The following is a 26,506-nucleotide window of genomic DNA, read 5'->3' as shown; positions in this document are numbered from 1 at the left end:
GCCCGCACAGGGGAGTGGACCGCCGCCGGACCTTCTCGGCGGGGGTGGCCGACGCCGCCCCTGGCGAGGGCGGGTTGGGGAGCCGGTCACCTGGGGGAGGACGCTAATCCCGGGCGTGTCCAGCCGGTGACACGTTGTACGGAAGTGACTCCAGCGGATCGCCGGACGACCGGGGATGACCGGGGCTCCCGAGGCGGGCCGTCGACTTCGCGCGGTGCGCTGACCGATGTGGGGAAACCGGGAGCCGACGCGGCGGGGCGGCTGCTATGGGCGCATATATGCAAGGCGCGGCAGAAGGGCCCCGTAGGGGTGGGCCGGTGTCGGACGGCGGGGTGGCCGTGGCTAGGCTCCGGCTCCATGGACGTACTCATCCACCTCTTCGTCGGCCTGCACGTCATCGGAATCGCCGCGCTGCTCGGCGGCTTCCTCACCCAAATGAAGGCGATGGGGCAGGGCACCGCCCGCTTCGTCCCCGCGATGCTGCACGGCGCCCTGACGATGCTGGTCACGGGTGTGGTCCTGGTCGGCCTGAACCAGGCCGACGACCGGACCCTCGACAACGTCAAGATCGGCGTGAAGCTGGCCCTGCTGATCGTGATCCTCGGGCTCGTCTACGTGAAGCGGGACGAGGAGAAGGTGGACAAGGGCCTCTTCGGCCTGGTCGGCCTGCTGACCACGACGAACATCTTCATCGCGGTGCTCTGGACCTGAGGTCCCGCTCCGGGGGCCCGGCCCGTGCCCGGCCCCCGGAGGAAGCGTGGGCGTCAGGCGGGCCGTACCACGCTGTGGATGGAGGACTCGCCGTCGTAGTAGACCGACTCCTCGCGCACGTAGGCGCCGGGCTTCGGGGCGTGGATCATCATGCCGTTGCCGATGTAGATGCCGACGTGGGTGACGTCGTCGTAGAAGAAGACCAGGTCACCGGGTTGGGCGCTGGACAGGGAGACCGTGGTGCCCGCGTTGACCTGGTCGTAGGTGGTGCGCGGCAGGGAGATCGCGGCGGCGTTCCAGGCGGCCTGGGTCAGTCCGGAGCAGTCGTAGGAGTCGGGGCCGGTGGCGCCCCAGACGTACGGCTTGCCGATCTGGGCGCGGGCGAAGGCGAGCGCCTTCTCGGCCTTGGAGGCGTACGAGGAGTCGGCCGCGGGGTCCGTCGAAGTACCGGTGGAGGTGCCGGTGGAGCCCGTCGCGCCGGAGGTGCCGCTCTCCTGCTCCTGGGCCGCCGCCGCTGCCGCTGCCGCTTCGTCTTCCTGGCGCTGCTGCTCCTCGGCCTGCTGGCGGGCCAGCTCGGCCGCCTTGCGCTCGGCCTCCTCCTGCTTCTTCTTCTCGATCGCCGCGAGCCGCGCCTTCTCCTCGGCGGTCAGCTCCGACAGCAGGTCGCGCGCGTCGGCGAGCTTCTTCTGGACGGTGGACTTGGCCGTCCTGAGGTCGTCCCGCGACTCGGTGAGCGTCTCAAGGCTGTCGGTGGCCTCCTGGCGCTTCTCCATCGTCGCCGTCTGCTCGGCGAAGTAGTCGTCGACCGCCGACTTCTGGGTGCTGGTGAGCCGCCCCATGAGCTGGGTCTGGTCGAAGTAGTCCTGCGGTGAGTCCGCGAGCAGGAAGGTCGCCGTGGTGGGGGCGGCGGCGCCGGTGCGGTACTGGGCGGCGGCGTAGGAACCGAGTTCCTCGCGCGCGTCGTTGAGCTTCTGGGTGCGCTTGGCGACGTCGTCGAGGAGGGTGTCGACCTGCTTGCGCTGCTTCGCGGTCTTCTCCTTGGCCGCGTTGTACTTCTCGGTCGCCGACTCGGCCTGGCGGTAGAGGTCGTCGACCTTCTTCTCGACCTCCTCCAGACTCGGCCGGTCGTCCGAGGGGGCCGCGTTGGCCGTCTGGGAGAGCAGGGCCACGGAGGTGAGGGCGGCGGTGGCCAGGCCGGGGGTGCGGATACCGGCCACGCGGCTGCCCGCGGCACGTGACTTGCGGTGCGACGCCAAGGAGGCGACTCCTTCCATGTACCGCCTACCGGGTTAGCTGTCGGGTTCGGGCGGGTGGTTCGGAAGGGTTGCCCTACGGCCACTCCCTCAGGAGGAGTGAGCCGATTCACCCCGGGATCGGTGGGTCCCCGGCTCCGGCCACTGCCACGCGGGCACGCCGGACTCGGCGGAGGCCGCGCGGCCCGGCGACGTTCGCCGGAGGGGGTCGTACGGCCCGCTCGGCACCGTAGCCAACTCGTGTGGTGGCTGTGAAGGTTGGTGGGTGATATGCCCGATACATTTTCGTGACCTTATCCGGAACGTCGCTCACCGTGTCCGGGCTGGAGTGATCCGTGACGGTCGGGGCGAGGGGCGCGCGGGCTGGGGCGGTCCGGGGCCGTGGCGCGGACCGCGGCGGTCCCGGGCGGTGCGGGCGCCGGGTCGGCGGGATCCGGCTCCGGTTGTCAGTGCGGCACCCTAGACTCGGAGAGCGATGAGCAGCCTCTTTGACGACAGCTTCCTGGCGGACCTCCAGGCCCAGCGCGGCCCCGCGGACGAACCCCCGCCGCCGCCCGAGGACGATCACGTACCGGAGCCGGTTCCGGACGATCTGTTCAGCGGGAAGTTCGACGTGCCCCCGGACCGCGACGCCTACTACCGCGACGGCGCGCCCCGCCCGGTGGTGGACTCCGCCGCCCTGCTCGCGGGGCTGAACGACAACCAGCGCGCCGCCGTCGTGCACGCGGGTTCCCCGTTGCTCATCGTGGCCGGAGCCGGGTCCGGCAAGACCCGGGTGCTCACCCACCGCATCGCCCACCTGCTGGCCGACCGCGGTGTGCACCCCGGGCAGATCCTCGCGATCACCTTCACCAACAAGGCCGCGGGCGAGATGAAGGAGCGCGTCGAGCAGCTCGTCGGCCCGCGCGCGAACGCGATGTGGGTGATGACGTTCCACAGCGCGTGCGTGCGCATCCTGCGCCGGGAGAGCAAGCGGCTCGGCTTCACCTCGTCGTTCTCGATCTACGACGCCGCCGACTCCAAGCGTCTGATGGCCCTGGTCTGCCGCGACCTGGACCTCGACCCGAAGCGGTTCCCGCCCAAGTCGTTCAGCGCCAAGATCAGCAACCTGAAGAACGAGCTGGTCGACGAGGAGGACTTCGCCGCCCAGGCCACCGACGGCTTCGAGAAGACGCTCGCCCAGGCGTACGCGCTGTACCAGTCACGGCTGCGCGAGGCGAACGCCCTCGACTTCGACGACCTGATCATGACGACGGTCAACCTGCTGCGCGCCTTCCCGGACGTCGCCGAGCACTACCGCCGCCGCTTCCGGCACGTCATGGTCGACGAGTACCAGGACACCAACCACGCGCAGTACGCCCTCGTCCGCGAACTCGTCGGCCCCTCCGGCGAGGACCAGGACCCCGCCGAGCTGTGCGTCGTCGGTGACGCCGACCAGTCGATCTACGCCTTCCGCGGTGCGACCATCCGCAACATCCTCCAGTTCGAGGAGGACTACCCGGACGCGACGACGATCCTCCTTGAGCAGAACTACCGCTCCACCCAGACGATCCTCACCGTCGCCAACGCCGTCATCGAGCGCAACGAGTCCCGCCGCCCCAAGAACCTGTGGACCAACGCGGGCGCGGGCGCGCGCATCACCGGCTACGTCGCCGACACCGAGCACGACGAGGCGCAGTTCGTCGCCGACGAGATAGACCGCCTCACCGACGCGGGCGAGGCGAAGGCCGGGGACGTCGCGGTCTTCTACCGGACGAACGCCCAGTCCCGTGTCTTCGAAGAGGTGTTCATCCGCGTCGGCCTGCCCTACAAGGTCGTCGGCGGGGTCCGCTTCTACGAGCGCAAGGAGGTCCGGGACGTCCTCGCCTACCTGCGGGTGCTCGCCAACCCGGAGGACTCCGTCCCGCTGCGCCGCATCCTCAACGTGCCCAAGCGCGGCATCGGCGACCGTGCGGAGGCCATGATCGACGCGCTCTCCCAGCGCGAGAAGATCAGCTTCCCGCAGGCGCTGCGCCGCGTCGACGAGGCGTACGGCATGGCCGCGCGGTCCACCAACGCCGTCAAGCGGTTCAACACGCTGATGGAGGACCTGCGGACGATCGTCGAGTCCGGCGCCGGTCCGGCGACGATCCTGGAAGCCGTCCTGGAACGCACCGGCTACCTGGCCGAGTTGCAGGCGTCGACCGACCCCCAGGACGAGACGCGTATCGAGAACCTCCAGGAACTCGCGGCCGTGGCGCTGGAGTTCGAGCAGGAACGCGGGGAAGAGGAGTCCGGCACGCTCGCCGACTTCCTGGAGCAGGTCGCGCTGGTCGCCGACTCCGACCAGATCCCCGACGAGGAGGACGGCGACGGCGTCATCACCCTGATGACCCTGCACACGGCCAAGGGCCTGGAGTTCCCGGTCGTCTTCCTGACCGGCATGGAGGACGGCGTCTTCCCGCACATGCGCGCCCTCGGCCAGACCAAGGAACTGGAGGAGGAGCGCCGCCTCGCCTACGTCGGCATCACCCGCGCCCGCGAGCGGCTCTACCTCACCCGCTCGGCGATGCGCAGCGCCTGGGGCCAGCCGCAGTACAACCCGCCCTCCCGCTTCCTGGAGGAGATCCCCGGCGAGCACGTGGACTGGAAGCGCACCGGCGGCTCCGCGGCCCCGGCGGGCCCGGTCTCGGGCGTGGCGGCGTCCCTGTCGTCGTCGCGTTCACGGTCCTCGGCTTCGGGGGCGTCCGGGTTCGCCACCCGCAGGACCGACGAGAAGCCGGTGGTCGCGCTGGCGGTCGGGGACCGGGTCACCCACGACCAGTTCGGGCTCGGCACGGTGACGGCGGTGAAGGGCACGGGCGCGAACGCCGAGGCGACGATCGACTTCGGCGACGCCAAGCCGAAGCGGCTGCTGCTGCGGTACGCGCCGGTGGAGAAGCTGTAGGGAGCGCGCGCACGGGCCAGCGGGGGTGGGCCCGTGCCGTACGGCGGGCCCGCTGGCGTTGGCAGCGCTGGCAGAACCGTTACGGCTGACGCGTTACGACGGGTCCAGGCCGTGGCTGCGCAGCCACGCCAGCGGGTCGATGGACGAGCCACCGCCGGGCCGGACCTCGAAGTGCAGGTGCGGACCGGTCGAGTTGCCGGAGTTGCCGGAGAACGCGATCGCGTCGCCCGCCTTCACCGTCGTACCGGACGGGACCTGGTAGCTGGAGAGGTGGCAGTACCACGTCTCCGTGCCGTCCATCGCGGTCACGATCATCATGTTGCCGTAGGCGGTGTTGTACTCGGTGCGCACGGTGCCGTCGGTCGCGGCCATCACCGTGGTGCCGTAGGAGACGGGGAAGTCGATGCCGGTGTGCACGGACATCCAGTTGATGCCCGCCTGACCGTAGTAGGCGCTCAGCCCGTGCGCCGCGACCGGCAGGGCGAACTTCGGGCGCAGCCGCTCCTTGCGGGCCGCCTCCGCCGCCGCCCGCTTCTGCTCGGCCTCCTGCTCCGCCTTGAGGTCGATGCGCTCCTGGGTACGGCTGACCCGGTCGCCGAAGTCGTTCGCCTCGGCGGTGAGGGACTCCAGCTGGGTGGCGAGCTTGTCGTTGGCGGCGGCCGGTTTCACCGGCGGTGCGTCCGCGGCGGACGCGGGCGCCTCCTGCTCGTCCTCGCTGAAACCGCTGACCGAGGCGGCGGCGATCCCCGCGACGCCCATCACGCACGCCGACGGGACGGCGACGGTCAGCAGCGCGGAGCGCCGGGCGGGTTGGCGGCGGCGGGAGCGGGACGCGCGGGCCGCGGCGCGGGTGGCGGGGAGCGGCGCGCCTTCTTCCTGGTCGTCGAGGAGCGGCTCCACGGCGGGCAGTTCGCCGGTGCGGCTCAACTCGGGTTCGTCGTCGGTGCTTTCCTGGTGGGCGTCGGGCGCCCCGGTATCAGGGAAGCCCTCGTGGTCCGGGACCTGGTGCTGGCCGTAGGGGTCGTGATCCGCCTGGGACGCGTAGGCGTCCCGCGGGTAGCCGTGCTCGTCGTGTCCGGTGCCGTCGGAGTTCCACTGCGTGGCGTCGTAGGTGCCGGTCTCGAAGGTCTGCGTGCCCCAGTCCCACTGCTGGGTCTGGTCGGGTGCCGCGCCCGTGGACTGCTCGGGCGGGAGCCAGGCGCTCGCGTCCCACTGGCCGCTGGTGTCGTTGCCCGTCGCCTGGTGGGGGATACCGGCGAGCTGCTGGTGCTCGGCTGTCCAGTTCACGGTGTCGTGGGCGCCGGTGTCGTAGGCGCTGGCGTCGTAGGCGGCGTGGTGCTGGGCGGCGTACGGGTCGTAGTCCAGCGTCTGGTGGCCGCCGGTGGCCCACTGGGTGGCGTCGTACGCGCCGGTGGCCTGGCCGTGGTCCGGGAGGGCGCCGAAGAGGGGGTCGGCGGAGAAGGCGGCGGTGGTGTGGGTGGTGGCGCCGTAGCCGCCCTCAAAACCAGTGGCGTCATGGTCGCCGTACGTGGTGAGGTCACCGTACTGGGCTTCCTGACCGCCGTAGGGCGCGTAGTGCGCGGAGGCGGCGTCGGAAGCCGGAGCCGGGGACGTCATGGTCCCCGACGGGTGACGATCGTTCACCAACTTCTCTTTCGCCTCGACAACAGGGGCTGCCAGAGCAGTGCGGCGACTGTACCCGGCGGTACGCGGGCACGACAATCTTCAGCAGGTTTCACGCCCGCAGGAAACGGGCATTCGGCCGCCTTTTGGCGGTCGGTAGGCGCAGGCTTGGCCTTGTGTTCGAAGATTGTTCGACCGTCGGGCGCTGTCTCCGGCCGCCCTCCCGGCCGTTCTCACGCCAGGCGCAGGCCGTTGGCGCGCGCGGCGCGGGTGCCGGTCCGCGCCGGGGCCGACGTGTCCGTGGAGGTGTCGTCGAGGGCCTGCCGTATGCGGGCCGCCACCGCGGGGTGGACCGGCAGGGCGAGGTGTCCGATGCCGGTGACCTGCACGTTCTGCGTGGGCAGATCGGGGTGGTCGAGGCGGGCCGCCGCCACCGGGTCCATCAGGTGGTCCAGATCGCTCCAGAAACAGATGAATCGCGTACGGCAGTCCGGCGCGGGCCGGGACAGCTCCTCCATCAACGCCGAACCGGGGCGCATCTGGCGCACGATGGGGTGCGCGTTCGCCATCGGCACGACCCGTGTACCCGAGTGGGGGGTGCCGAGGGTGACAAGGGTGCGTACGCGCGTGTCGCCGCCGAGCCGTTGCACGTAGTACCGCGCTATCAGCCCGCCCAGGCTGTGCCCCACGACGTCGACCCGGTCGCTGCCGGTGCGTTGGCAGATCTCCTCTATGTGCCGACCGAGGAGCGCGGCGGCGGTGCGCACGTCACACGTCAGCGGGGAGTAGTTGAGCGACGTCAACTGCTGCCTGCCGTGCTGGGCGAGGAAGCGGCGCAGCAGGACGAAGACCGAGCGGTTGTCGATGAACCCGTGCAGCAGCACGACCGGGGGCAGCGCCCGCGTCGGCAGTGGGGCCGCGCCGTCCGGCGCCGGTCCAGTCTCTTCCGAGCGGCGTTCCTGGATGATGCCGGAGGGATAGAGGAGGAGGTGGCCCGCGAGGATCGCGACTTCGAGCGCCGTCGCCCTCAGCAGGGCCAGGGAGAGTCCCGCCAGTCGGCCGGGAGCTGGAAAGGGGAGCAAGCGGATGGGCAGCAGCCCGGTGACCTTCATGGCCGACCTCCTGTCGGCACGCCGGAGGACGGCTCTCTCCCCCGTGTGCCCTGGTTGGGAAGCCGGGCTGAGGCGCGTGACGGTGCGTGGGTGTGCGGTGCCGCACCCCCGGGCCGCGCGGCCTGTGGCGCGGGGGTGCGGCAACCTCGTAGCGGCTCCCGTGGCGCGTGTTCCGCCGGTCGCCGCGGCCCTACGGCCGCGGGGGTGCGCGGCGTCTGGGCCGCGGAGACTCGGAACGGTGCGCGGCGAACGTGTCCCACCGTGTGATTTCCCCCTCGCTCCACGCCCCGAAACTGCCGGTTGCGGGATGCTGGCGATAACGTTCGTTCACTTCCCCGTCCGACGTGGTGCGGGGACTCCGCCGTGAATGAGTGGTATGCGCCACATGCGCGACCCGCGCGATGTGTGCGGTACTTGTCGGGTACGGAGGATGTAGTCGCTTCATGGAGGCAGTGATGGGTGTGGCAGCCGGTCCGATCCGCGTGGTGGTGGCCAAGCCGGGGCTCGACGGCCACGATCGCGGGGCCAAGGTCATCGCACGGGCGCTGCGGGACGCCGGTATGGAGGTCATCTACACCGGCCTCCACCAGACTCCCGAGCAGATCGTCGACACCGCGATCCAGGAGGACGCCGACGCGATCGGGCTGTCCATCCTCTCCGGTGCGCACAACACGCTCTTCGCCGCGGTGATCGACCTCCTCAAGGAGCGCGACGCCCAGGACATCCTGGTCTTCGGCGGCGGCATCATCCCCGAGGGGGACATCGCGCCGCTGAAGGAGAAGGGCGTCGCGGAGATCTTCACGCCGGGCGCGACGACGGCGTCGATCGTGGACTGGGTACGGGCCAACGTGCGGCAGCCCGCCGGGGCGTAGGACGGCGAGGATCCAGAGGGGTCGCCGCCGGATCCGGGCCCGTGCCGTGTCCGGCGGCGGGGTGGCGGCGTTCGCTACGCCTCCAGTTCCGCCAGCATCGTCCCCCGTAGCCGCAAGGTCGTGACCAGGCGCTGGAACGCCTCCGACCAGTAGCCGCCCGCCCCCGGCGACGCGTCCTCCGGTTCCTCCGGCACGGCCAGCAGGCCGTCCAGACGGGTCGCCTCGGACGGGTCGAGGCAGCGCTCGGCCAACCCCATCACCCCGCTGAAGCTCCATGGGTAACTCCCCGCGTCCCGGGCGATGTTGAGCGCGTCCACCACCGCCCGCCCCAGCGGCGCGGACCACGGCACCCCGCAGACGCCAAGCAGCTGGAACGCCTCCGACAGGCCGTGCGCGGCGATGAAACCGGCCACCCAGTCCGCCCGTTCCCCGGCGCCGAGCGTGCCGAGCAGCTTGGCGCGCTCGGCCAGGGACACCGCCCCCGGACCGCCCGCCTCCGGTGCCGCGGGGGTGCCGAGCAGCGCCCGCGACCACTCGGCGTTCCGCTGCCGCACGGCCGCCCGGCACCAGGCCGCGTGCAGCTCGGCCCGCCAGTCGTCCGCCACCGGCAGCGCCACGATCTCCCGCGCGGTCCGTCCGCCCAGCCGCCGCGGCCAGCTGTCGAGCGGGGCCGCCTCCACCAACTGACCCAGCCACCAGGACCGTTCCCCCCGGCCCGTCGGTGCCTTGGCGACCACGCCGTCCCGCTCCATGGACGCGTCGCACTCGTGCGGCGCCTCGACGGAGATGACCGGCCCGTCGCCCGTGTGGTCCAGGGCCACACAGGCTCCCGCCCGCACCGCCATCCGCGCGGCCAGCGCCGAACCCGGCAGCGCCGACAGCAGCTCCGCCGCCGTGGCCCGTACGTTCCGGCTGCGGTCGGTGAGCGCCTGCTCCAGGAACGGCTCGTCCGCCGCGCCGAGACCGGTACGCAGCGAGTCGAGGAACATCAGCCGGTCCTCGGCCCGCTCCGTCGCCCACGTCGACGCCAGCAGCTCCCGCGCGGCGGCGGGCTCCCGGGCGCGTATCGCGGCGAGGAGGGCGACCCGTTCCGCGAACAGGCCCTCCTGCCACACCTGCTCCACCCGCCCGGCGTCGTCCAGGTGCGGCAGGGTGGCGCCCCCGCCCGGCGTGGCGCGCAGGGCGAACCGCCAGTCCGGGTTGAGCCGGGCCAGCCACAGGGCGCGCGGTCCCGCGAAAATCAGCACCGCGGGGCGCAGGTCCGTACGGCCCCTCGCCGCGTCCAGCAGCGCGGGCAGTGCCTCGGACGGTGCGGCGAAGCCCCGGGCGTTGGCCGCCGTCAGCCACTGCGGCAGCAGCTCCATCAGATCGGGCGCCGTGCCCCGCCGCCCGCCGCCGCCCGCGCCGGGACGGTCGGCGAGCAGCAGCGCCAGCCTGCGGGCCGCCGCGTCGGGCAGCGGCGCGCGGGTCTCCTCCGGGGCCGGAGCGAGCCGGGTGGCCGCCCGCGCGGGCCGCAGCCCGGCCCGCCGCCGCACGGTCTCCACGGCCGCCGCGTCCAGCAGCGCCACCGGTGCCTCCCGGCCCGGCGCGGTGCCGGGCGGGGTGCGGCGCTCGGTGCCGAGCAGCGCGGTGGTGACGAGTTCCTCCCAGGGGGCACCCGGCGCGGTCGGGTCCGTGGGAGCGGAGGTCCTGGTCACAGGGGTCCTTTCCGTGGGATCGGTGAGACGGGTGGGGCGAGTGGCGTGGCCGGTGCGGGGTGCCGCCCGGTGAGGGTGATGCCTACGGCCGGGTGAGGGCTGGACTGCGGGCGTCCGGTCCCGCCGTGGCGGCGCGTCCGGTGGGCGGTCAGCACAAGGGCACCGCCGCTCCCGCGCCCTCGGGCCAGGCCGTCAGCGGGGTGAAGCCCTGGTGGCCGCACTCGCCGAAGACCTTGACCGGCGCGCCGCCGGACAGGGCGACCAGCCGCCACAGGCCCGGCCGCGAGCGCGCGACGGGGGTGAGCGGCAGGGCCGCCTCCTCGTCGGCGTCCGCGAGTTGCCAGGAGTCGCCGTCCGGGGCCGGTACGACCCGGTCCAGCGTCACCGGGACGGAATCCAGCCAGGGGTCGGCGCGCAGCGCCTCGCCGTACCGCGTGGCCGCCTCCGCCGTCGACACCCCGGGCGGACGCGTCGCCACCGGCGCGGGCGGGGCGAACTGCTCGCCCAGGGAAGCCCGTGCCTGCCCGGCGCCCGGATAGGCGGACACCTCCGCCTCCAGCGCGAGCCCCACCGGCAGCGCCAGCTCCGGAGCGCGGCCCGCCGCACCATAGGAGAGGAGCAGCGCCGTACGCCCGGAGTCGGTGCCGTACAGCCAGACGCGGCGGGTGGTCAGCTTGCTGTCCGCCGTGTCGTACCGGGCGAGGACCAGCCAGCGGTCGCGCACCGGCGGGCCCTCCGCCGAGGCGGGCAGACCGACCCGGGAGCGCACCGTCGCCGCGAGGTCCTCGGGCAGCCGCTCCCGGCGCAGCCAGCCCTGGTCGAGGAGGTGGAGCAGCGCGGACTCCTCCAGCAACCGCACCGGCCAGCCCGGCCCCGTCCCCGGTATCGCCCCCAACTCCCGCACCCGCGCCGCGAGGCCGGGCGCCTGGGCGTCGACCATGCGGGCCGCGGTCTCCTCCCACAGCCCGTACCCCGCCTGCTCCGCAGCGGCCAGTCCGCCGCGCAGCAGGTCGGCCAGGCGCTGCTCCAACTCCGTGGCGCCCGCGGTGATCCGCGCCGCCCGGCGCTCCGCCCGCCGCCGCGCCGCCTCCGGGTCAGCCTGACCCGACGCGGAACCCCCACCGCCCGCCGCCTTCCTGTCCTCCGCGCGCTTCCTCCGGCCCGCCAGCCACTGCTCCGCCCAGTCCGGCGGCTCCGCACCGGGCTCCGCACCCGGCACCGCGCCGTCGCCGCCCGCCCAGAGCAGCAGCAGCCCGAGCGCGTGCTTGCACGGGAACTTCCGGCTCGGACAACTGCACTTGTACGCGGGCCCGGAGGCGTCCGCGATGTCGACGACCGTCTGATACGGCTTGCTGCCACTGCCCTTGCACAGGCCCCACACCGTCCCCTCGTCGGTACTCCCCGCCTCGGACCACGGCCCCGCCGCCCCGAGTTTGCTGCCCGCCTTGCGTGACGCGGCGTCAGGCGCCAGTGCCAGCACCTGGTCCGCAGTCCAGCGCACCCCCTGCTGAGTCATGCCATCGAAGGTAGATCCCCCCACTGACAATCGGCCTGACGAGCACATCGTCGCAGGTCAGAGCGATTGTCAGTGGGATGGTGCACGGTGGACACCAGATTCGAACCGGCCGAGCTTGAGGGGGCCTCAGCCATGTCTGTGTCCGTAGAACCGACATCCGTGGAACCGGCGTCCGCGCAACCGGAATCCGCTGAACCGGCATCCGCGCAAGCGCGGGGAGATGAGCCGAGCGAGGCGCTGCGACCGCACGCCGAGCACGCCTTCGCGGCCGAACTCGCCGCGCTGGCCGCGCAGGACGACCGACCGCGTCCGGCCCGCTGGAAGCTGTCGCCGTGGGCCGTGGCGACGTACCTGCTCGGCGGCGCCCTGCCGGACGGCACGGTGATCACGCCGAAGTACGTGGGCCCGCGCCGCATCGTCGAGGTCGCCGTCACCACACTCGCCACCGACCGCGCCCTGCTGCTGCTCGGCGTTCCCGGCACCGCCAAGACCTGGGTGTCCGAGCACCTGGCCGCCGCGGTCAGCGGGGACTCCACACTGCTGGTGCAGGGCACCGCCGGAACACCGGAGGAGGCCATCCGGTACGGCTGGAACTACGCGCAGCTGCTCGCCCACGGCCCCAGCCGCGACGCCCTCGTGCCCAGCCCGGTCATGCGGGCGATGGCCGAGGGGATGACGGCGCGGGTCGAGGAGCTGACCCGGATCCCGGCCGACGTGCAGGACACGCTGATCACGATCCTGTCGGAGAAGACGCTGCCGATACCGGAGCTGGGCCAGGAGGTGCAGGCGGTCCGCGGCTTCAACCTGATCGCCACCGCCAACGACCGCGACCGCGGTGTCAACGACCTGTCCAGCGCCCTGCGCCGCCGCTTCAACACGGTGGTGCTGCCGCTGCCGGAGAGCGTCGAGGCCGAGGTCGACATCGTCTCGCGGCGCGTCGACCAGATCGGCCGCTCGCTGGACCTGCCCGCCGTGCCCGACGGCATCGACGAGATCCGCCGTGTGGTGACCGTCTTCCGTGAGCTGCGCGACGGGGTCACGGCCGACGGCCGGACGAAGGTGAAGTCGCCCAGCGGCACCCTGTCCACCGCCGAGGCGATCTCCGTCGTCACCAACGGACTCGCGCTGGCCGCGCACTTCGGTGACGGCGTGCTGCGGTCCGGCGACGTGGCCGCGGGCATCCTCGGCGCCGTCGTCCGCGATCCGGCGGCGGACCGGGTGGTCTGGCAGGAGTACCTGGAGGCGGTCGTCCGCGAGCGGGACGGCTGGAAGGACTTCTACCGGGCCTGCCGGGAGGTGAGCGCATGACCGGCACGCTGCGCGGGGCACGGGTGGACGACGACCTGGGCTGGCCCAAGCCCAAACCCAAAGGGGGACGGTGTGAGCGAGGCTGAGCGGAACGCGGGCGGCGGCCCGGCCCGGCCGCTGCTGCTCGGGGTACGGCACCACGGCCCGGGGTCGGCACGCGCGGTGCGGGCGGCGCTGACGGCGGCGCGGCCCCGGGCCGTGCTGATCGAGGGCCCGCCGGAGGCCGACGCGCTGATCCCGCTCGCCGCCGACGAGGAGATGCGGCCCCCGGTCGCGCTGCTCGCCCACGCCGTGGACGAACCCGGCCGCTCGGCCTTCTGGCCGCTGGCCGAGTTCTCCCCGGAGTGGGTCGCCATCCGCTGGGCGCTGGAGCACGACGTCCCGGCCCGCTTCATCGACCTCCCGGCGACGCACTCCCTGGCGTGGGAGAGGGGAGGGGCGCCGGAGGAGGGGACCGGCGCCGACGCCCCCGCCCCGGAGGCCAGCGGGGGAGGGACGGAAGGCGAGCCCCAGGGGCCGGACGTCCGCGTGGACCCCCTCGCCGTGCTCGCCGAAGCCGCCGGTTACGACGACCCGGAGCGCTGGTGGGAGGACGTCGTCGAGCACCGGGGCGTCGGCGCGGGGGACGCGTTCGCGCCGTTCACCGCGCTGGAGGAGGCGATGGCGGCGCTGCGTGAGACGTACGGCAGCGGTGGTGACGACCGGGACCTGGTGCGCGAGGCCCACATGCGCCTCCAGATGCGGGCGGCGCTAAAGGAGTTCGGGGAGGACGTGGCCGTGGTGTGCGGGGCGTGGCACGTGCCCGCGCTGCGCCGCAGGACGACCGTCAGCGCGGACCGGGCGCTGCTCAGGGGGCTGCCCAGGGTCAAGACGGACATGACGTGGGTGCCCTGGACGTACCGCAGGCTGGCGCGGGCCAGCGGGTACGGCGCGGGCATCGACTCGCCCGGCTGGTACGGGCACCTGTTCGGGGCGCGGGACCGGCCGGTCGAGCGCTGGCTGACCAGGGTGGCGGGGCTGCTCCGCGAGGAGGACCGGATGGTGTCCTCGGCGCACGTCATCGAGGCGGTGCGGCTGGCCGAGACGCTCGCCGCGATGCGCGGCCGTCCGCTGCCCGGCCTCAGCGAGACCACGGACGCCGTGCGGGCGGTGATGTGCGAGGGCTCGGACGTGCCGCTGGCGCTGGTGCACGACCGGCTGGTCGTCGGGGACGTGCTGGGGGAGGTGCCGCCGTCGGCGCCCGCCGTGCCGTTGCAGCGGGACCTGACCCGCTTGCAGCGGCGGCTGCGGCTCAAGCCGGAGGCGCTGGAGCGGGAGCTGGAACTGGACCTGCGCAAGGAGACCGACGGCGAGCGCAGCAGGCTGCTGCACCGGCTGCGGCTGCTCGGCGTCGGCTGGGGCGAACCGGCGTCCTCGCGGGGCAGCACCGGCACCTTCCGGGAGACCTGGCGGCTGCGCTGGGAGCCCGAGCTGTCCGTGCGGGTCGCCGAGGCCGGGGTGTGGGGGACGACCGTGCTGGCCGCCGCGACCGCCAGGGCGGAGGCCGACGCCACCACCGCGCAGGGCCTCGCCGAGGTCACCGGCCTCGCCGAGCACTGCCTGCTGGCCGACCTGGCGCGGGCGCTGCCCGTGGTGATGCGGATCCTCGCCGACCGCGCCGCCCTGGACACGGACGTCGGCCACCTCGCGCAGGCCCTGCCCGCGCTGGTGCGCTCCCTGCGCTACGGCGACGTGCGCGGCACGGACACGGGGGCGCTGACGGAGGTCGCCGCCGGCCTCGCCGAGCGGGTGTTCGTCGGGCTGCCCCCGGCCTGCGCCGCGCTCGACGCGGACGCCGCCGACGCGATGCGGCGTCACGTCGACGCGGTGCACGGCGCGGTGGGGCTGCTCGGGGACGCCGCGGAGACGGCCGCCCCGGCCCACACCGGACTGCGTGACCGGTGGCACGGCGTACTGCGGGTGCTGTCCGCCCGGGACACCGTGCCCGGCGTGATCCGGGGGCGGGCCGTGCGGCTGCTGCTGGACGACGGGGAGGTGGAGGCGGGCGACGCGGCACGGCTGATGGGGCTCGCCCTGTCCCCGGGGACGCCACCGGCCGACGCCGCCGCGTGGATCGAGGGGTTCGTCGGCGGAGGCGGCGGCGGAATGCTCCTCGTGCACGACGAACGGCTGCTCGCGCTGATCGACGGCTGGCTGACCGGGGTGTCCGCGGAGGCGTTCACGGACGTGCTGCCACTGCTGCGCCGCACCTTCTCGGCGTACGAACCCGGCGTCCGCCGCACCCTCGGGGAACTGGTGCGCAGAGCACCCGGGGAGCCGAGCCGGGCACGGGCCACGGGCGCCGGGATACCGGGCTTCGCCCCGGAACTGGACGCCGGGCGGGCCGACGCCGTGCTGCCGGTGGTGCGGTTGCTGTTGGGGAGGGACGACACCGTCGAGGCGACGGGGGTCGGCGAGGGGCACGAGCTGGCGGGGGCAGGGGCATGAAGGCGGACGTGATGGACGTCGGACGAGCGGCTGCCGTGCCTCCGGTGGCGTGGCTGTGGGCGGTGGACGGGGCCGCCGGAGCGGCGGGCGTCGGCGAGGCGCACGGATCTGCGGGGGTGGGGGTATGACGGCCGACGTGGTCGACGCCGGGCGGGAGCGGTTGCGGCGGTGGCGGATGGTGCTCGGCGGTGATGCCGCCGACGGCACCGGATGCGGGCTGACCGGGCGGGACGCCGCGATGGACGGCGCGCTCAGCGCGCTGTACGGCAGGGGCGACAAACCGCAGACGGGCAAGGACCGGTCGGCGGGGCTCGGGGCGTCGGCGCCCTCCGTGGCGCGCTGGCTGGGGGACATCCGGACGTACTTCCCGTCGTCCGTCGTGCAGGTCATGCAGCGGGACGCGATCGACCGGCTCGGGCTGTCCACGCTGCTGCTGGAGCCGGAGATGCTGGAGGCGGTGGAGGCCGACGTGCACCTCGTCGGCACCCTGCTCTCCCTCAACAAGGCGATGCCGGAGACGACGAAGGAGACGGCGCGTGCCGTCGTGCGCAAGGTCGTCGAGGACCTGGAGAAGCGACTCGCCACCCGTACCCGGGCCACGCTCACCGGCGCGCTCGACCGCAGCGCCCGGATCAACCGGCCCCGCCACCACGACATCGACTGGAACCGCACGATCGCGGCCAACCTCAAGCACTACCTGCCCGAGTACGGCACGATCGTCCCGGAGCGGCTGATCGGCTACGGGCGTGCCTCGCAGTCGGTGAAGAAGGAGGTCGTCCTCTGCATCGACCAGTCGGGGTCGATGGCGGCGTCCGTCGTGTACGCGTCGGTGTTCGGGGCGGTGCTGGCGTCGATGCGGTCGATCAGCACCCGCCTGGTCGTCTTCGACACGGCCGTCGTCGACCTCACCGACCAGCTGGACGATCCGGTGGACGTCCTGTTCGGCACCCAGCTCGGCGGCGGTACGGACATCAACCGGGCGCTGGCGTACTGCCAGTCGCAGATCACCCGGCCCGCGGACACCGTCGTCGTACTGATCAGCGACCTCTACGAGGGCGGCATCCGCAACGAGATGCTGAAGCGGGTGGCGGCGATGAAGGCGTCCGGGGTGCAGTTCGTGACGCTGCTCGCGCTGTCCGACGAGGGGGCGCCCGCCTACGACCGGGAGCACGCCGCCGCGCTCGCGGGCCTCGGCGCACCGGCGTTCGCCTGCACGCCGGACCTGTTCCCGGAGGTGATGGCGGCGGCGATCGAGAAGCGTCCGCTGCCGATACCCGATACGGCCCAGGGAAAGGGAGCGTGATCCCGTCCCGCTCCCTACGCTGAGCCATAGGCGCTGATCAGAGGGCTCACCAGGGCGGCCCCGACCTGGTGAGCCCCCTCACTCGCGGCACTGGGTGCCGGAGAGGGCGGCATCATGTGACAGGTATCACCGCTCACGTGTGAGATGCGATTTAGAGAGCTTCGCCAACCGGGGATAACCTGCGAGGCGGACATGCCGCGCCCTCGGACACCGTGTGCGCTTTCCTTGTGACACAGCGGACGTCGTCACGTTGCCCTTCGCGGCACGCCCACGCATCCAACGAACCGCGAGATCACTGATAGGGACGGAAGCGCGTGGACCTGTTCGAGTACCAGGCGAGGGACCTCTTCGCCAAGCACGATGTACCGGTGCTGGCCGGTGAAGTCATCGACACGCCTGAGGCGGCGCGCGAGATCACCGAGCGTCTGGGCGGCAAGTCCGTCGTCAAGGCGCAGGTGAAGGTCGGTGGTCGTGGCAAGGCGGGCGGTGTGAAGCTGGCCGCCAGCGCGGACGAGGCCGTCGCGCGGGCGACGGACATCCTCGGCATGGACATCAAGGGCCACACGGTCCACAAGGTCATGATCGCCGAGACCGCGCCGGAGATCGTCGAGGAGTACTACGTCTCCTTCCTCCTCGACCGTGCCAACCGCACCTTCCTCTCCATCGCCTCCGTCGAGGGCGGCGTGGAGATCGAGGAGGTGGCGGCCACCCGTCCGGAGGCCGTCGCCAAGACGCCGATCGACCCGATCGACGGGGTGGACGAGGCCAAGGCCCGCGAGATCGTCGAGGCCGCCAAGTTCCCGGCCGAGGTCGCGGACAAGGTCGTCAACGTCCTGGTCAAGCTGTGGGACACCTTCATCAAGGAGGACGCCCTCCTGGTCGAGGTGAACCCGCTGGCCAAGGTCGCCGGCGGCGAGGTCATCGCCCTCGACGGCAAGGTGTCGCTCGACGACAACGCCGAGTTCCGCCACCCCGACTTCGAGGAGCTCCACGACAAGGCCGCGGCCAACCCGCTGGAGGCCGCCGCCAAGGAGAAGAACCTCAACTACGTCAAGCTCGACGGCGAGGTCGGCATCATCGGCAACGGCGCGGGTCTGGTCATGTCGACCCTGGACGTCGTCGCGTACGCCGGTGAGGCGCACGGCAACGTCAAGCCCGCCAACTTCCTGGACATCGGTGGCGGCGCCTCCGCCCAGGTGATGGCGAACGGCCTGGAGATCATCCTCGGCGACCCGGACGTCAAGTCCGTCTTCGTCAACGTCTTCGGTGGCATCACCGCCTGTGACGAGGTCGCCAACGGCATCGTCCAGGCCCTGCAGCTGCTCCAGGAGCGCGGCGAGGAGGTCACCAAGCCGCTGGTCGTCCGCCTCGACGGCAACAACGCCGAGCTGGGCCGGAAGATCCTCACCGACGCCAACCACCCGCTGGTCCAGCGCGTCGACACCATGGACGGCGCGGCCGACAAGGCCGCCGAGCTGGCCCACGCCGCCAAGTAAGCACTCAGGACGAGGACACCAACACACCATGGCTATCTGGCTCAACAAGGACAGCAAGGTCATCGTCCAGGGCATGACGGGCGCCACGGGCATGAAGCACACCAGGCTCATGCTCGGTGACGGCACCAACGTCGTGGGCGGCGTGAACCCGCGCAAGGCGGGGCAGACCGTGGACTTCGAAGGCACCGAGGTACCCGTCTTCGGGACGGTCGCCGAGGCCATCGAGAAGACCGGCGCCAACGTCTCCGTGATCTTCGTACCGGAGAAGTTCACCAAGGACGCCGTCGTCGAGGCGATCGACGCCGAGATCCCGCTGGCCGTCGTGATCACCGAGGGCATCGCCGTGCACGACACGGCCGCGTTCTGGGCGTACGCGGGCAAGAAGGGCAACAAGACCCGCATCATCGGTCCGAACTGCCCCGGCATCATCACGCCCGGTCAGTCCAACGTCGGCATCATCCCCGGCGACATCACCAAGCCGGGCCGCATCGGTCTGGTCTCGAAGTCCGGCACGCTGACGTACCAGATGATGTACGAGCTGCGCGACATCGGCTTCTCGACCGCCGTCGGCATCGGCGGTGACCCGATCATCGGCACGACGCACATCGACGCGCTCGCCGCGTTCGAGGCCGACGCGGACACCGACCTGATCGTGATGATCGGCGAGATCGGTGGCGACGCCGAGGAGCGGGCCGCCGACTTCATCGCGAAGAACGTGACCAAGCCGGTCGTCGGCTACGTCGCCGGTTTCACCGCGCCCGAGGGCAAGACCATGGGCCACGCCGGTGCCATCGTCTCCGGCTCGTCCGGCACCGCCCAGGCGAAGAAGGAAGCGCTGGAGGCGGCGGGCGTCAAGGTCGGCAAGACGCCGACCGAGACGGCGAAGCTGGCGCGGGAGATCCTGAGCGCGAGCTGATCGACTGCCTCGACTCCTGTGGGCCCGTACCCGGCGTGGGTGCGGGCCCACCGGCGTCTCCGCTCCCGCGCGCGGGCTAGCCCGGCGTCGGCAGCAGTCTCTCCGGGCCGCTCTCCGCCGCGCCCCGCAACGCCTCCCGGAGTTCCAGCGCCTCCTCCGACAGCGGGCCGGGAGCCGAGCGCGGTGGTACCCCCTGGACCGTCTCCCCCGGCGGCACCGGTGGCTCGTACCGGGTCGGGGCCGTGCGGAGGGAGAGGGTGGTGGCGCTGATGAGGGTGATGGTGAAGGCGATGGCGGCGCGGGTCCAGAAGCGGGCGCGGCGTTCGCTGGAGGCGCGGACGGTGGGGGGTCTCGCGGCGCGCAGGCGTTCCGTGGAGGCCAGTTCGGCGAGGCGGCGGTGGAGGGTGGGCGGGTCGGCGAGGTCCGGGAGCCGGGTGGTCACGGCCTCGCGGGCGCGCAGCAGACGGCTCGCCGCCGCCCTGGTGCTCGCCTCCGTCTCCGCCGCCGTCTCGGGCAGGTCGAGGCCGACACCGTCGTAGAGGAGGAGGGTGCGGCGGTAGGACGGGGGGAGGTCCATGAGGACGTCCAGCAGGGCCCGGTGGGAAGGGCTGGCGGGCGGGGGTTCGGGGTGCCGGTAGCGGGGGCGGAAGCGGTGCCAGGGCGAGAGGGCGTACTCGTACGCCGCCGCCCGTACCCAGCCCGCCGGGTCCCGGTCGACGGCCACCTCGGGCCAGCGGTCCCACGCCTGCTGGAAGGCCCGCTCGACCGACTCCCGGGCCAGTTCCCGGCGCCCGGTGAGCAGGTAGGTCTGGCGTACGAGGGCGGGGGCGCAGAAGGCGTAGAGGGCGTCGAAGGCCTGGGCGGCGGTCAGCGGGGTCGGGTCCGGAACGGCCCGGGGGGTCGGGGCAGGGGTGAGGGTCGGCTCCGAGGCCTGGGCGGTGGTGTTCGCGCGGGTGTGCTCCTTCTCCAGGCTCACCGCCGCCGCGGGCGCTGGCACCGGCGCCGGGTCCAGGTCCTGGTCCTCGCCCGGGGCCGTCCGGTGCCGGGACGCCGTGGCGTCGAACTCCGCCAGCAGCCTCGCGTACGCCTCCCGCCTGCGGCCGAGCGGAGTAGTGCGGCCGGTCTCCCACGCCCGTACCGTCGCACGGCTGACCCCCACCCGAGCCGCGAGCTGAGCCTGTGTCAACCCCGCCGCGTCGCGCAGGCGTCGGCGTTCCTTGGGAGGTGGGAGCGGGGTGGCGGGGCTCTGCGTCACCGGGAACCCTTTCGTACGAAAAAGTACATAAACACATATTGAGTGACACGTCGGAGGTTCGCTTGTTACGACGGAAAGGCGCGTGTCGTTGGCAGCATGGCGAACGTGATCCCGACCCCCGAACACCCCCCGTCCCCGCCCCTCCGCACCCCCCTGCCACCGCTGCTCGCCCGGATGAGCCGACGGCCGTCCGGGCTGGTCGCCGGTCTCGTGGGCGGCGCGGTCGCGGCGGGGCTGGGGCTGGGGCTCTTCGCGGTGCTGGCCACGGTGCTGTGGATCACCTCGCCGTATCCCGACAGCGGACCCGGCGCGGCGCTGCACGTCGCCGCCGCGCTGTGGCTGCTGGCGCACGGCGCCGACCTGGTCCGCGTCGACACCCTCTCCGGCGTGCCCGCCCCGGTCGGCGTCACCCCGCTGCTGCTGCTGGCGCTGCCGGTGTGGCTGGTGCACCGGGCGGCACGGGACGCGGTGGACGGCGACGACGAGGGCGCCCCCGCCGTGCCGGTCTCCGGCGGTACGGCGTGGGCGGGCGTCGTCCTCGGCTACCTCACCGTCGGCGGCGCCGCCCTGCTCTACGCGGTGGGCGGCGACCTGCGGCCCTCGTGGCGGTGGACCGTCGCCCTGCTGCCGCTGCTCGCCATGGGTGCGGCGGCGTCCGGGGTGTGGACGGCGTACGGCCGCCCCCGGCACCCCGTGGACGGCGTGCTGGCGCGGGTGCCGCGCCGGGTACGGCGGCGGCTTCTCGGCGCGGCGGCGCGCGAGCGGTTCGCGGCGGCGGTGCGGGGCGCGGGCGCCGGCATCGTGGCGTACGGCGGCGGCGGGGCGCTGCTGGTGGCGGTGTCGCTGGTGTGGCACGGCGGGGCGACGCGGACGGCGTTCCTCCAGCTGACGGAGGGCCTGTCCGGCCGGTTCGCGGTGCTGCTGCTCTGTCTCGCGCTGGTGCCGAACGCGGCCGTGTGGGGCGCCGCCTACGCCCTCGGCCCCGGGTTCTGTCTCGGCGTCGGCCGGGTCACCAGCCCGCTGGCCGCCGCCCCGGCCCCCCTGCTGCCGCCGTTCCCGCTGCTGGCGGCGGTACCGGGGGAGGGGGCTGGGACGCCGTTGCGGTGGGCGGTGCTGGCGGTACCGGTGCTGAGCGGGATGACGGTGGGGTGGTTCGTGGCGGGGGTGGCCGCCCCGCGTGGCGGTGACCGCACGGCCGCCTGGCGGCCCGGCCGGACCGTGACCGCCACCGTCCTGGCCGCGCTGCTCTGCGCGACCGGCATGTCCGCCCTCGCCGCCTTCGCGGGCGGCCCCCTGGGCGTGGCCGCCCTGGCCCGTTTCGGCCCCGTGTGGTGGCAGGTGGGCGCCGCGACCCTGCTGTGGACGGCCGCGGTGGCGGCACCGGTGGCGGCGGGGGTACGGGCCTGGCGCTGCCGCGAGCCCAAGAAGGCCCCGGCGCCGCCCTCACCGGCGGTGGCTGAGCCCCGGGAACCCCAGGAGCCCAAGAAACCCCAGGAGTCCAAGAGACCAAAGGAGTCCAAGAAACCAAAGAAGTCGAAGGAACCCCAGGAGTCCAAGAAACCAAAGAAACCGAAGGAGCCCAAGGAGCCCAAGGAGCCCAAGGGGCCCCAACCGTCCCAGAGGACGCCTACGGAGTCCCAGGAGCGACGGCGTTGGCGTGTGCGGCGGCAGCCGACGGAGGCTGAGGAGGGGCGGAGCGAGCCGTCCGACGCCGTGCGGGCGGACGACACGGCGCCCGGCCGCAAGCGCTGGCGGCGCCGGAGCGTGGCCGGAACACCCGCGGCGGACGGGCAGGAGAAGGAGCGGGATCAGGCCCGGAGTCAGGACGAGGAGGCCGCCGAGGCCACCCCCAGGACGAGCCGCACCGCCGCCCTCGCCGCCTGGTTCGGCTTCGCCCGGAAGCACGCCCACCCCGATCCCGAGCGACCCGACCCCCCACTGACCCCGTGAACAGGGACCGGCTCAGCCCTCCGTGCCCAACACCCCCCGCAACTCCTCCGGCAGCAGCTTGCTGCACGCCTGGCGGGCCTCGTTGGTGAGGGCGTCGCTGCGGCAGGTGTAGTAGTCGCGGTAGACGAGTTGGGCGGTGAAGGACGCCGCGACCAGGGCCAGCGCCAGCGACGCCGTGACCAGGCCGCTGATCGCCGCGGCGGACTGCGGACGGCCCGGGGCCGGCGTCCCGGCGGCCGGGGCGTCCGGGTCGGCGTTGCGCGGCCTGGCGCGCAGGGCGCTGATGCCCCAGTACAGGGCGAGCGCGCCCAGCAGCAGCGCCGCGTACGGCCAGCTGAAGAGGGCGAAGAAGAAGGCCCACATACCGCCCAGCAGCGAGTACCGCGCACGGCGCTGGGCCGGGTCGGTCGGGTCCCAGCGCATGTTGCCCGGGCCCGGGCCGTTGCCGCCGGAGCCCTCGGGGGAGCTGCCGGGCCGCTCGCCGAACCCGCCGCCCTGGGAGCGGCCGGGCTGCCGGTCGCTCCAGCGGCTGCCCCACGGAGAGCGACCGCCGCGCTCGGAGTCCCCGGACTCGTCGGAGCCCTCGTCGGAACCGGTCGGCCGACGCGGCTGCCAGGGCCGGTCGGGCGTGCCCTCCGGCGGCGGCGCGAAGGGGTTGTCGTCCTGACCAGCCCCGCGCTGGTCACCCCGCTGGTCACCCTCGGACGCGTCGGGCGGCGAGGCGGGGCGCTCCCGCAGCGCCACCACGCCGCTGCGCGCCCCTCCCGGCACCGACTGCGGGGGGAGCGTGAGGAGTCGCGGGCTGCGGTCCGGCATCAAATGAGCGTCTTCCCTTAGGCGATACGGCTGTCTGCGGTGAGCTGTCACCAGGAGAACGCGCCGACCCCCGGCCACGTTCCCGAACCCACTCCTCCCAGACGCTACCTTCCGGCCACGCCCCCGTCCCGTGGGGGCCGCCCGGTGTGCCGGTATCGTTGCTGACGGTCGGCCGCTTCGTACACTTCCCCGTATCGAGGGGCGCGAAGCATTCGTACGACTATACAAAAACGCTTCCCCGAGAAAGGGCCCCAGCGTGGCCGCCAAGCCCGTGGCCAGGAGTGCCAGGCGCCTCGTCGTGCTGGTCTCCGGATCCGGCACCAACCTCCAGGCGCTGCTCGACGCCATCGCCACCACCGGTGCCGACGCCTACGGCGCCGAGATCGTGGCCGTAGGCGCCGACCGCGACGGCATCGAAGGGCTCGCGCGGGCCGAACGCGCGGGGCTGCCGACCTTCGTGTGCCGGGTCAGGGACTTCGCCACCCGGGACGAGTGGGACGCCGCCCTCACCGACGCGGTCGCGGCGCACGCACCCGACCTCGTGGTCTCCGCGGGGTTCATGAAGATCGTCGGCAAGGAGTTCCTGGCCCGGTTCGGGGGGCGGTTCGTCAACACGCACCCGGCCCTGCTGCCCAGTTTTCCCGGCGCCCACGGCGTCCGTGACGCGCTCGCGTACGGCGCCAAGGTCACCGGCTGCACCGTCCACTTCGTCGACGACGGCGTCGACACCGGGCCGATCATCGCGCAGGGCGTGGTGGAGGTCCGGGACGAGGACCACCAGGACGAGGGTGCCGCTCTGCACGAGCGCATCAAGGAAGTCGAGCGAAGGCTGCTCGTCGAGGTCGTGGGGCGGCTCGCCCGCAACGGCTATCGCATTGAGGGACGAAAGGTAGTTATCCAGTGACCGCCGAGAGCAACGGGAGCACCCAGCGGCCGATCCGGCGCGCGCTCGTCAGTGTCTACGACAAGACGGGCCTCGAAGACCTCGCCCGCGGCCTGCACGAGGCGGGCGTGGAACTGGTCTCCACCGGGTCCACCGCGGGCCGCATCGCCGCCGCCGGTGTCCCCGTCACCAAGGTCGAGGAGCTGACCGGCTTCCCCGAGTGCCTGGACGGCCGGGTCAAGACCCTGCACCCCCGGGTCCACGCGGGCATCCTCGCCGACCTGCGGCTGGCCGAGCACCAGCGCCAGCTCAAGGAGCTTGAGGTCGAGCCGTTCGACCTGGTCGTCGTCAACCTCTACCCGTTCCGGGAGACCGTCGCCTCGGGCGCCTCGCCCGACGAGTGCGTGGAGCAGATCGACATCGGCGGCCCGTCGATGGTCCGCGCCGCGGCGAAGAACCACCCGTCCGTCGCCGTCGTCACCAGCCCCGACCGGTACGCCGACGTGCTCGGGGCCGTCCGCGCGGGCGGCTTCGACCTCGCCACCCGCAAGCGTCTCGCCGCGGAGGCGTTCCGGCACACGGCGGCGTACGACGTCGCGGTGGCCGGCTGGTTCGCCAGCGAGTACGCGCCCGTGGACGACTCCTCCTTCCCCGACTTCCTCGGCGCCACCTGGGAGCGGAGCAACACCCTCCGCTACGGCGAGAACCCGCACCAGCCCGCCGCGCTCTACGTCGACGGCACCGGCGGCCTCGCCCAGGCCGAGCAGCTGCACGGCAAGGAGATGTCGTACAACAACTACACGGACACGGACGCCGCCCGCCGTGCCGCGTACGACCACGGTGAGCCCTGCGTCGCGATCATCAAGCACGCCAACCCGTGCGGGATCGCCGTCGGCGCGGACGTCGCCGAGGCGCACCGCAAGGCCCACGCGTGCGACCCGCTCTCCGCGTTCGGCGGCGTGATCGCGGTCAACCGGCCGGTCAGCAAGGAGATGGCCGAGCAGGTCGCCGAGATCTTCACCGAGGTCATCGTGGCGCCCGACTACGAGGAGGGCGCCCTCGACGCCCTCACCAAGAAGAAGAACCTCCGCGTCCTGCGCTGCCCCGAGGGCCCCGGCAACCCGGTCGAGGTCAAGCCCGTCGACGGCGGCGCCCTCCTCCAGGTCACCGACCGCCTCCAGGCCAGCGGCGACGACCCCGCGAACTGGACCCTCGCCACCGGCGAGGCGCTGGGGGCCGACGAGTTGGCCGAGCTGGCGTTCGCCTGGAAGGCGTGCCGCGCGGTGAAGTCCAACGCCATCCTGCTCGCCAAGGACGGCGCCTCCGTCGGCGTCGGCATGGGCCAGGTCAACCGCGTCGACTCCGCGCGGCTCGCCGTCGAGCGGGCGGGCGCCGAGCGCGCGCGGGGCGCCTACGCGGCCTCCGACGCGTTCTTCCCCTTCCCGGACGGCCTGGAGATCCTCACCGGGGCCGGGGTCAGGGCGGTCGTCCAGCCGGGCGGCTCGGTCCGTGACGAACTCGTCGTGGAGGCCGCGAAGAAGGCGGGCGTCACGATGTACTTCACGGGGACGCGGCACTTCTTCCACTGACGGCGGACCGGCCGGCCCCCGTCAACGGGGGCCGGCGCAGTACTCGGTGAGGACGGAGAGGTCGTCCTCGCGGGCCAGGTTGAAGCGGAGGGCCAGGGAGACCAGGGACTCCCGCCTGCCGTGGTGCGGGCGGGCGGACTCCAGGGGGTCGTGGTCCGGGCGCAGCCGCAGCTTCAGGGCGAGGTAGTCGATGTTCCAGTGGACCGCCGTACGGCTGACCGTCGGCCACGTCGGGCGCAGACGCTCCACCAACTCCTCCACGGCGGGCAGCGGAGCGTGCGGCGCGCCGCGCAGGCGGGGTTCGCACAGGGCGACCAGGACGGCGAAGTAGCGCTTCGTGCGGTCCAGGCTGAACGCCGGTGCCGTGGGCGAGCTGGTCAGCCCGTGCCGGGCGGCGCTGCGGAAGGTGTGCCGGGGCGCCCAGACGTCGATCGGTATCAGGTCACCGCCCGCCAGCAGCACCAGCCGCCCGAACTCGAACGGTACCGGCGCCTCCACCCGGCCCGGCGCGATCTTGACGTGCTCACCCGCGCCCTCCGGGTTCTCGACGACGTACGTGTGGTCGTCGCTGAGGTTGCTCAGTAACCAGTAGGTGCCGTTCGCGGTGATCTCCCCCGCGCGGGGCAGCACGCCCGGGTGCGGGATGGTCAGGCCTCCCGGTGTCCGCGCGCTGCCGAAGGGCAGCCGTTCGCCGCTGGTGAGGTGGATGTGGTCGTGGGTGGCGGCATGTTTCGGTGGTACGACGATGATGCTGTACATGGCTGAAGCGCCTTCTCTCACGCCTGGTGGACCG

19 protein-coding genes and 1 riboswitch are annotated in these 26,506 nt (G+C 73.1%); of the genes, 11 read left to right on the top strand and 8 right to left on the bottom strand.

What is annotated here, in order from left to right:
- The first annotated feature begins 357 nt into the window (after nt 1-357).
- Nucleotides 358-711, top strand: a complete 354-nt coding sequence (locus ABZ659_RS17975) for a hypothetical protein (protein ID WP_360220351.1) — start codon at nt 358-360, stop codon at nt 709-711.
- A gap of 53 nt (nt 712-764) precedes the next feature.
- Here ABZ659_RS17975 and ABZ659_RS17970 read toward each other — a convergent pair whose 3' ends face one another.
- Nucleotides 765-1,967, bottom strand: a complete 1,203-nt coding sequence (locus tag ABZ659_RS17970; protein WP_360220348.1) for an NlpC/P60 family protein — start codon at nt 1,965-1,967, stop codon at nt 765-767.
- A gap of 7 nt (nt 1,968-1,974) precedes the next feature.
- Nucleotides 1,975-2,146: riboswitch (cyclic di-AMP (ydaO/yuaA leader) on the bottom strand.
- A gap of 293 nt (nt 2,147-2,439) precedes the next feature.
- Between ABZ659_RS17970 and pcrA the strand changes: the two genes are divergently transcribed.
- Nucleotides 2,440-4,890, top strand: a complete 2,451-nt coding sequence (pcrA, locus tag ABZ659_RS17965; RefSeq protein ID WP_360220345.1) for a DNA helicase PcrA — start codon at nt 2,440-2,442, stop codon at nt 4,888-4,890.
- A gap of 93 nt (nt 4,891-4,983) precedes the next feature.
- Here the strand turns inward: pcrA and ABZ659_RS17960 are convergent, their stop codons facing one another.
- Nucleotides 4,984-6,534: a M23 family metallopeptidase gene (locus ABZ659_RS17960; protein ID WP_360220342.1), complete on the bottom strand. Its 1,551-nt coding sequence runs from the start codon at nt 6,532-6,534 to the stop codon at nt 4,984-4,986.
- A 212-nt stretch (nt 6,535-6,746) separates the two neighbouring features.
- A complete protein-coding gene (locus ABZ659_RS17955) occupies nt 6,747-7,625 on the bottom strand; it encodes an alpha/beta fold hydrolase (RefSeq protein ID WP_360220339.1) in 879 nt (292 codons plus the stop codon).
- Nucleotides 7,626-8,080: 455 nt separating this feature from the next.
- Here ABZ659_RS17955 and ABZ659_RS17950 point away from each other — a divergent pair, with 455 nt between their 5' ends.
- Nucleotides 8,081-8,497: a cobalamin B12-binding domain-containing protein gene (locus ABZ659_RS17950; protein ID WP_360220336.1), complete on the top strand. Its 417-nt coding sequence runs from the start codon at nt 8,081-8,083 to the stop codon at nt 8,495-8,497.
- 74 nt (nt 8,498-8,571) lie between these two features.
- On the opposite strand, the gene ABZ659_RS17945 is transcribed toward ABZ659_RS17950, so the two are convergent.
- Complete coding sequence (locus ABZ659_RS17945) at nt 8,572-10,194, bottom strand: DUF5691 domain-containing protein (protein WP_360220333.1); 1,623 nt, start codon at nt 10,192-10,194, stop codon at nt 8,572-8,574.
- Nucleotides 10,195-10,342: 148 nt separating this feature from the next.
- Complete coding sequence (locus ABZ659_RS17940) at nt 10,343-11,710, bottom strand: SWIM zinc finger family protein (RefSeq protein ID WP_360220329.1); 1,368 nt, start codon at nt 11,708-11,710, stop codon at nt 10,343-10,345.
- A gap of 132 nt (nt 11,711-11,842) precedes the next feature.
- Here ABZ659_RS17940 and ABZ659_RS17935 point away from each other — a divergent pair, with 132 nt between their 5' ends.
- The 5 genes from ABZ659_RS17935 (at nt 11,843) to sucD (ending at nt 19,220) form a co-directional block, all read left to right on the top strand.
- Nucleotides 11,843-13,018 (top strand): AAA family ATPase, encoded by a 1,176-nt coding sequence (locus ABZ659_RS17935; protein ID WP_360220326.1) that lies wholly within the window; start codon nt 11,843-11,845, stop codon nt 13,016-13,018.
- Between the two features lie 72 nt (nt 13,019-13,090).
- Nucleotides 13,091-15,505: a DUF5682 family protein gene (locus tag ABZ659_RS17930; protein ID WP_360220323.1), complete on the top strand. Its 2,415-nt coding sequence runs from the start codon at nt 13,091-13,093 to the stop codon at nt 15,503-15,505.
- Between the two features lie 124 nt (nt 15,506-15,629).
- Nucleotides 15,630-16,808 carry a VWA domain-containing protein gene (locus ABZ659_RS17925; protein ID WP_360220320.1) on the top strand — a complete coding sequence of 393 codons (1,179 nt, stop codon included), beginning with the start codon at nt 15,630-15,632 and terminating at the stop codon, nt 16,806-16,808.
- 314 nt (nt 16,809-17,122) lie between these two features.
- Entirely contained in the window at nt 17,123-18,304 is a 1,182-nt protein-coding gene (sucC, locus tag ABZ659_RS17920; RefSeq protein WP_360220317.1) for an ADP-forming succinate--CoA ligase subunit beta, read from the top strand.
- Between the two features lie 28 nt (nt 18,305-18,332).
- Nucleotides 18,333-19,220, top strand: coding sequence for a succinate--CoA ligase subunit alpha (sucD, locus tag ABZ659_RS17915; RefSeq protein ID WP_360220314.1), 888 nt, complete (start codon nt 18,333-18,335; stop codon nt 19,218-19,220).
- Between the two features lie 76 nt (nt 19,221-19,296).
- Here the strand turns inward: sucD and ABZ659_RS17910 are convergent, their stop codons facing one another.
- Nucleotides 19,297-20,475 carry a sigma factor-like helix-turn-helix DNA-binding protein gene (locus ABZ659_RS17910; protein ID WP_360220311.1) on the bottom strand — a complete coding sequence of 393 codons (1,179 nt, stop codon included), beginning with the start codon at nt 20,473-20,475 and terminating at the stop codon, nt 19,297-19,299.
- A 174-nt stretch (nt 20,476-20,649) separates the two neighbouring features.
- Between ABZ659_RS17910 and ABZ659_RS17905 the strand changes: the two genes are divergently transcribed.
- Nucleotides 20,650-22,425, top strand: a complete 1,776-nt coding sequence (locus tag ABZ659_RS17905; protein WP_360220542.1) for a DUF6350 family protein — start codon at nt 20,650-20,652, stop codon at nt 22,423-22,425.
- A 12-nt stretch (nt 22,426-22,437) separates the two neighbouring features.
- Here the strand turns inward: ABZ659_RS17905 and ABZ659_RS17900 are convergent, their stop codons facing one another.
- On the bottom strand, nt 22,438-23,241 hold the full coding sequence (locus ABZ659_RS17900; protein ID WP_360220308.1) for a hypothetical protein: 804 nt from the start codon (nt 23,239-23,241) through the stop codon (nt 22,438-22,440).
- A 256-nt stretch (nt 23,242-23,497) separates the two neighbouring features.
- Here ABZ659_RS17900 and purN point away from each other — a divergent pair, with 256 nt between their 5' ends.
- Nucleotides 23,498-24,145: a phosphoribosylglycinamide formyltransferase gene (gene purN, locus ABZ659_RS17895; protein ID WP_360220305.1), complete on the top strand. Its 648-nt coding sequence runs from the start codon at nt 23,498-23,500 to the stop codon at nt 24,143-24,145.
- Nucleotides 24,142-25,713 (top strand): bifunctional phosphoribosylaminoimidazolecarboxamide formyltransferase/IMP cyclohydrolase, encoded by a 1,572-nt coding sequence (gene purH / locus ABZ659_RS17890; protein WP_360220302.1) that lies wholly within the window; start codon nt 24,142-24,144, stop codon nt 25,711-25,713. The genes purN and purH overlap by 4 nt, the downstream gene beginning before the upstream one ends.
- Nucleotides 25,714-25,734: 21 nt before the next feature.
- On the opposite strand, the gene ABZ659_RS17885 is transcribed toward purH, so the two are convergent.
- On the bottom strand, nt 25,735-26,472 hold the full coding sequence (locus tag ABZ659_RS17885) for an FHA domain-containing protein (RefSeq protein WP_360220299.1): 738 nt from the start codon (nt 26,470-26,472) through the stop codon (nt 25,735-25,737).
- Between the last annotated feature and the right edge of the window lie 34 nt (nt 26,473-26,506).

The organism is Streptomyces sp. NPDC006997 (genome assembly GCF_040635175.1).
GTDB lineage: Bacteria > Actinomycetota > Actinomycetes > Streptomycetales > Streptomycetaceae > Streptomyces.
This window is presented reverse-complemented; position numbering and strand designations above follow the sequence as displayed.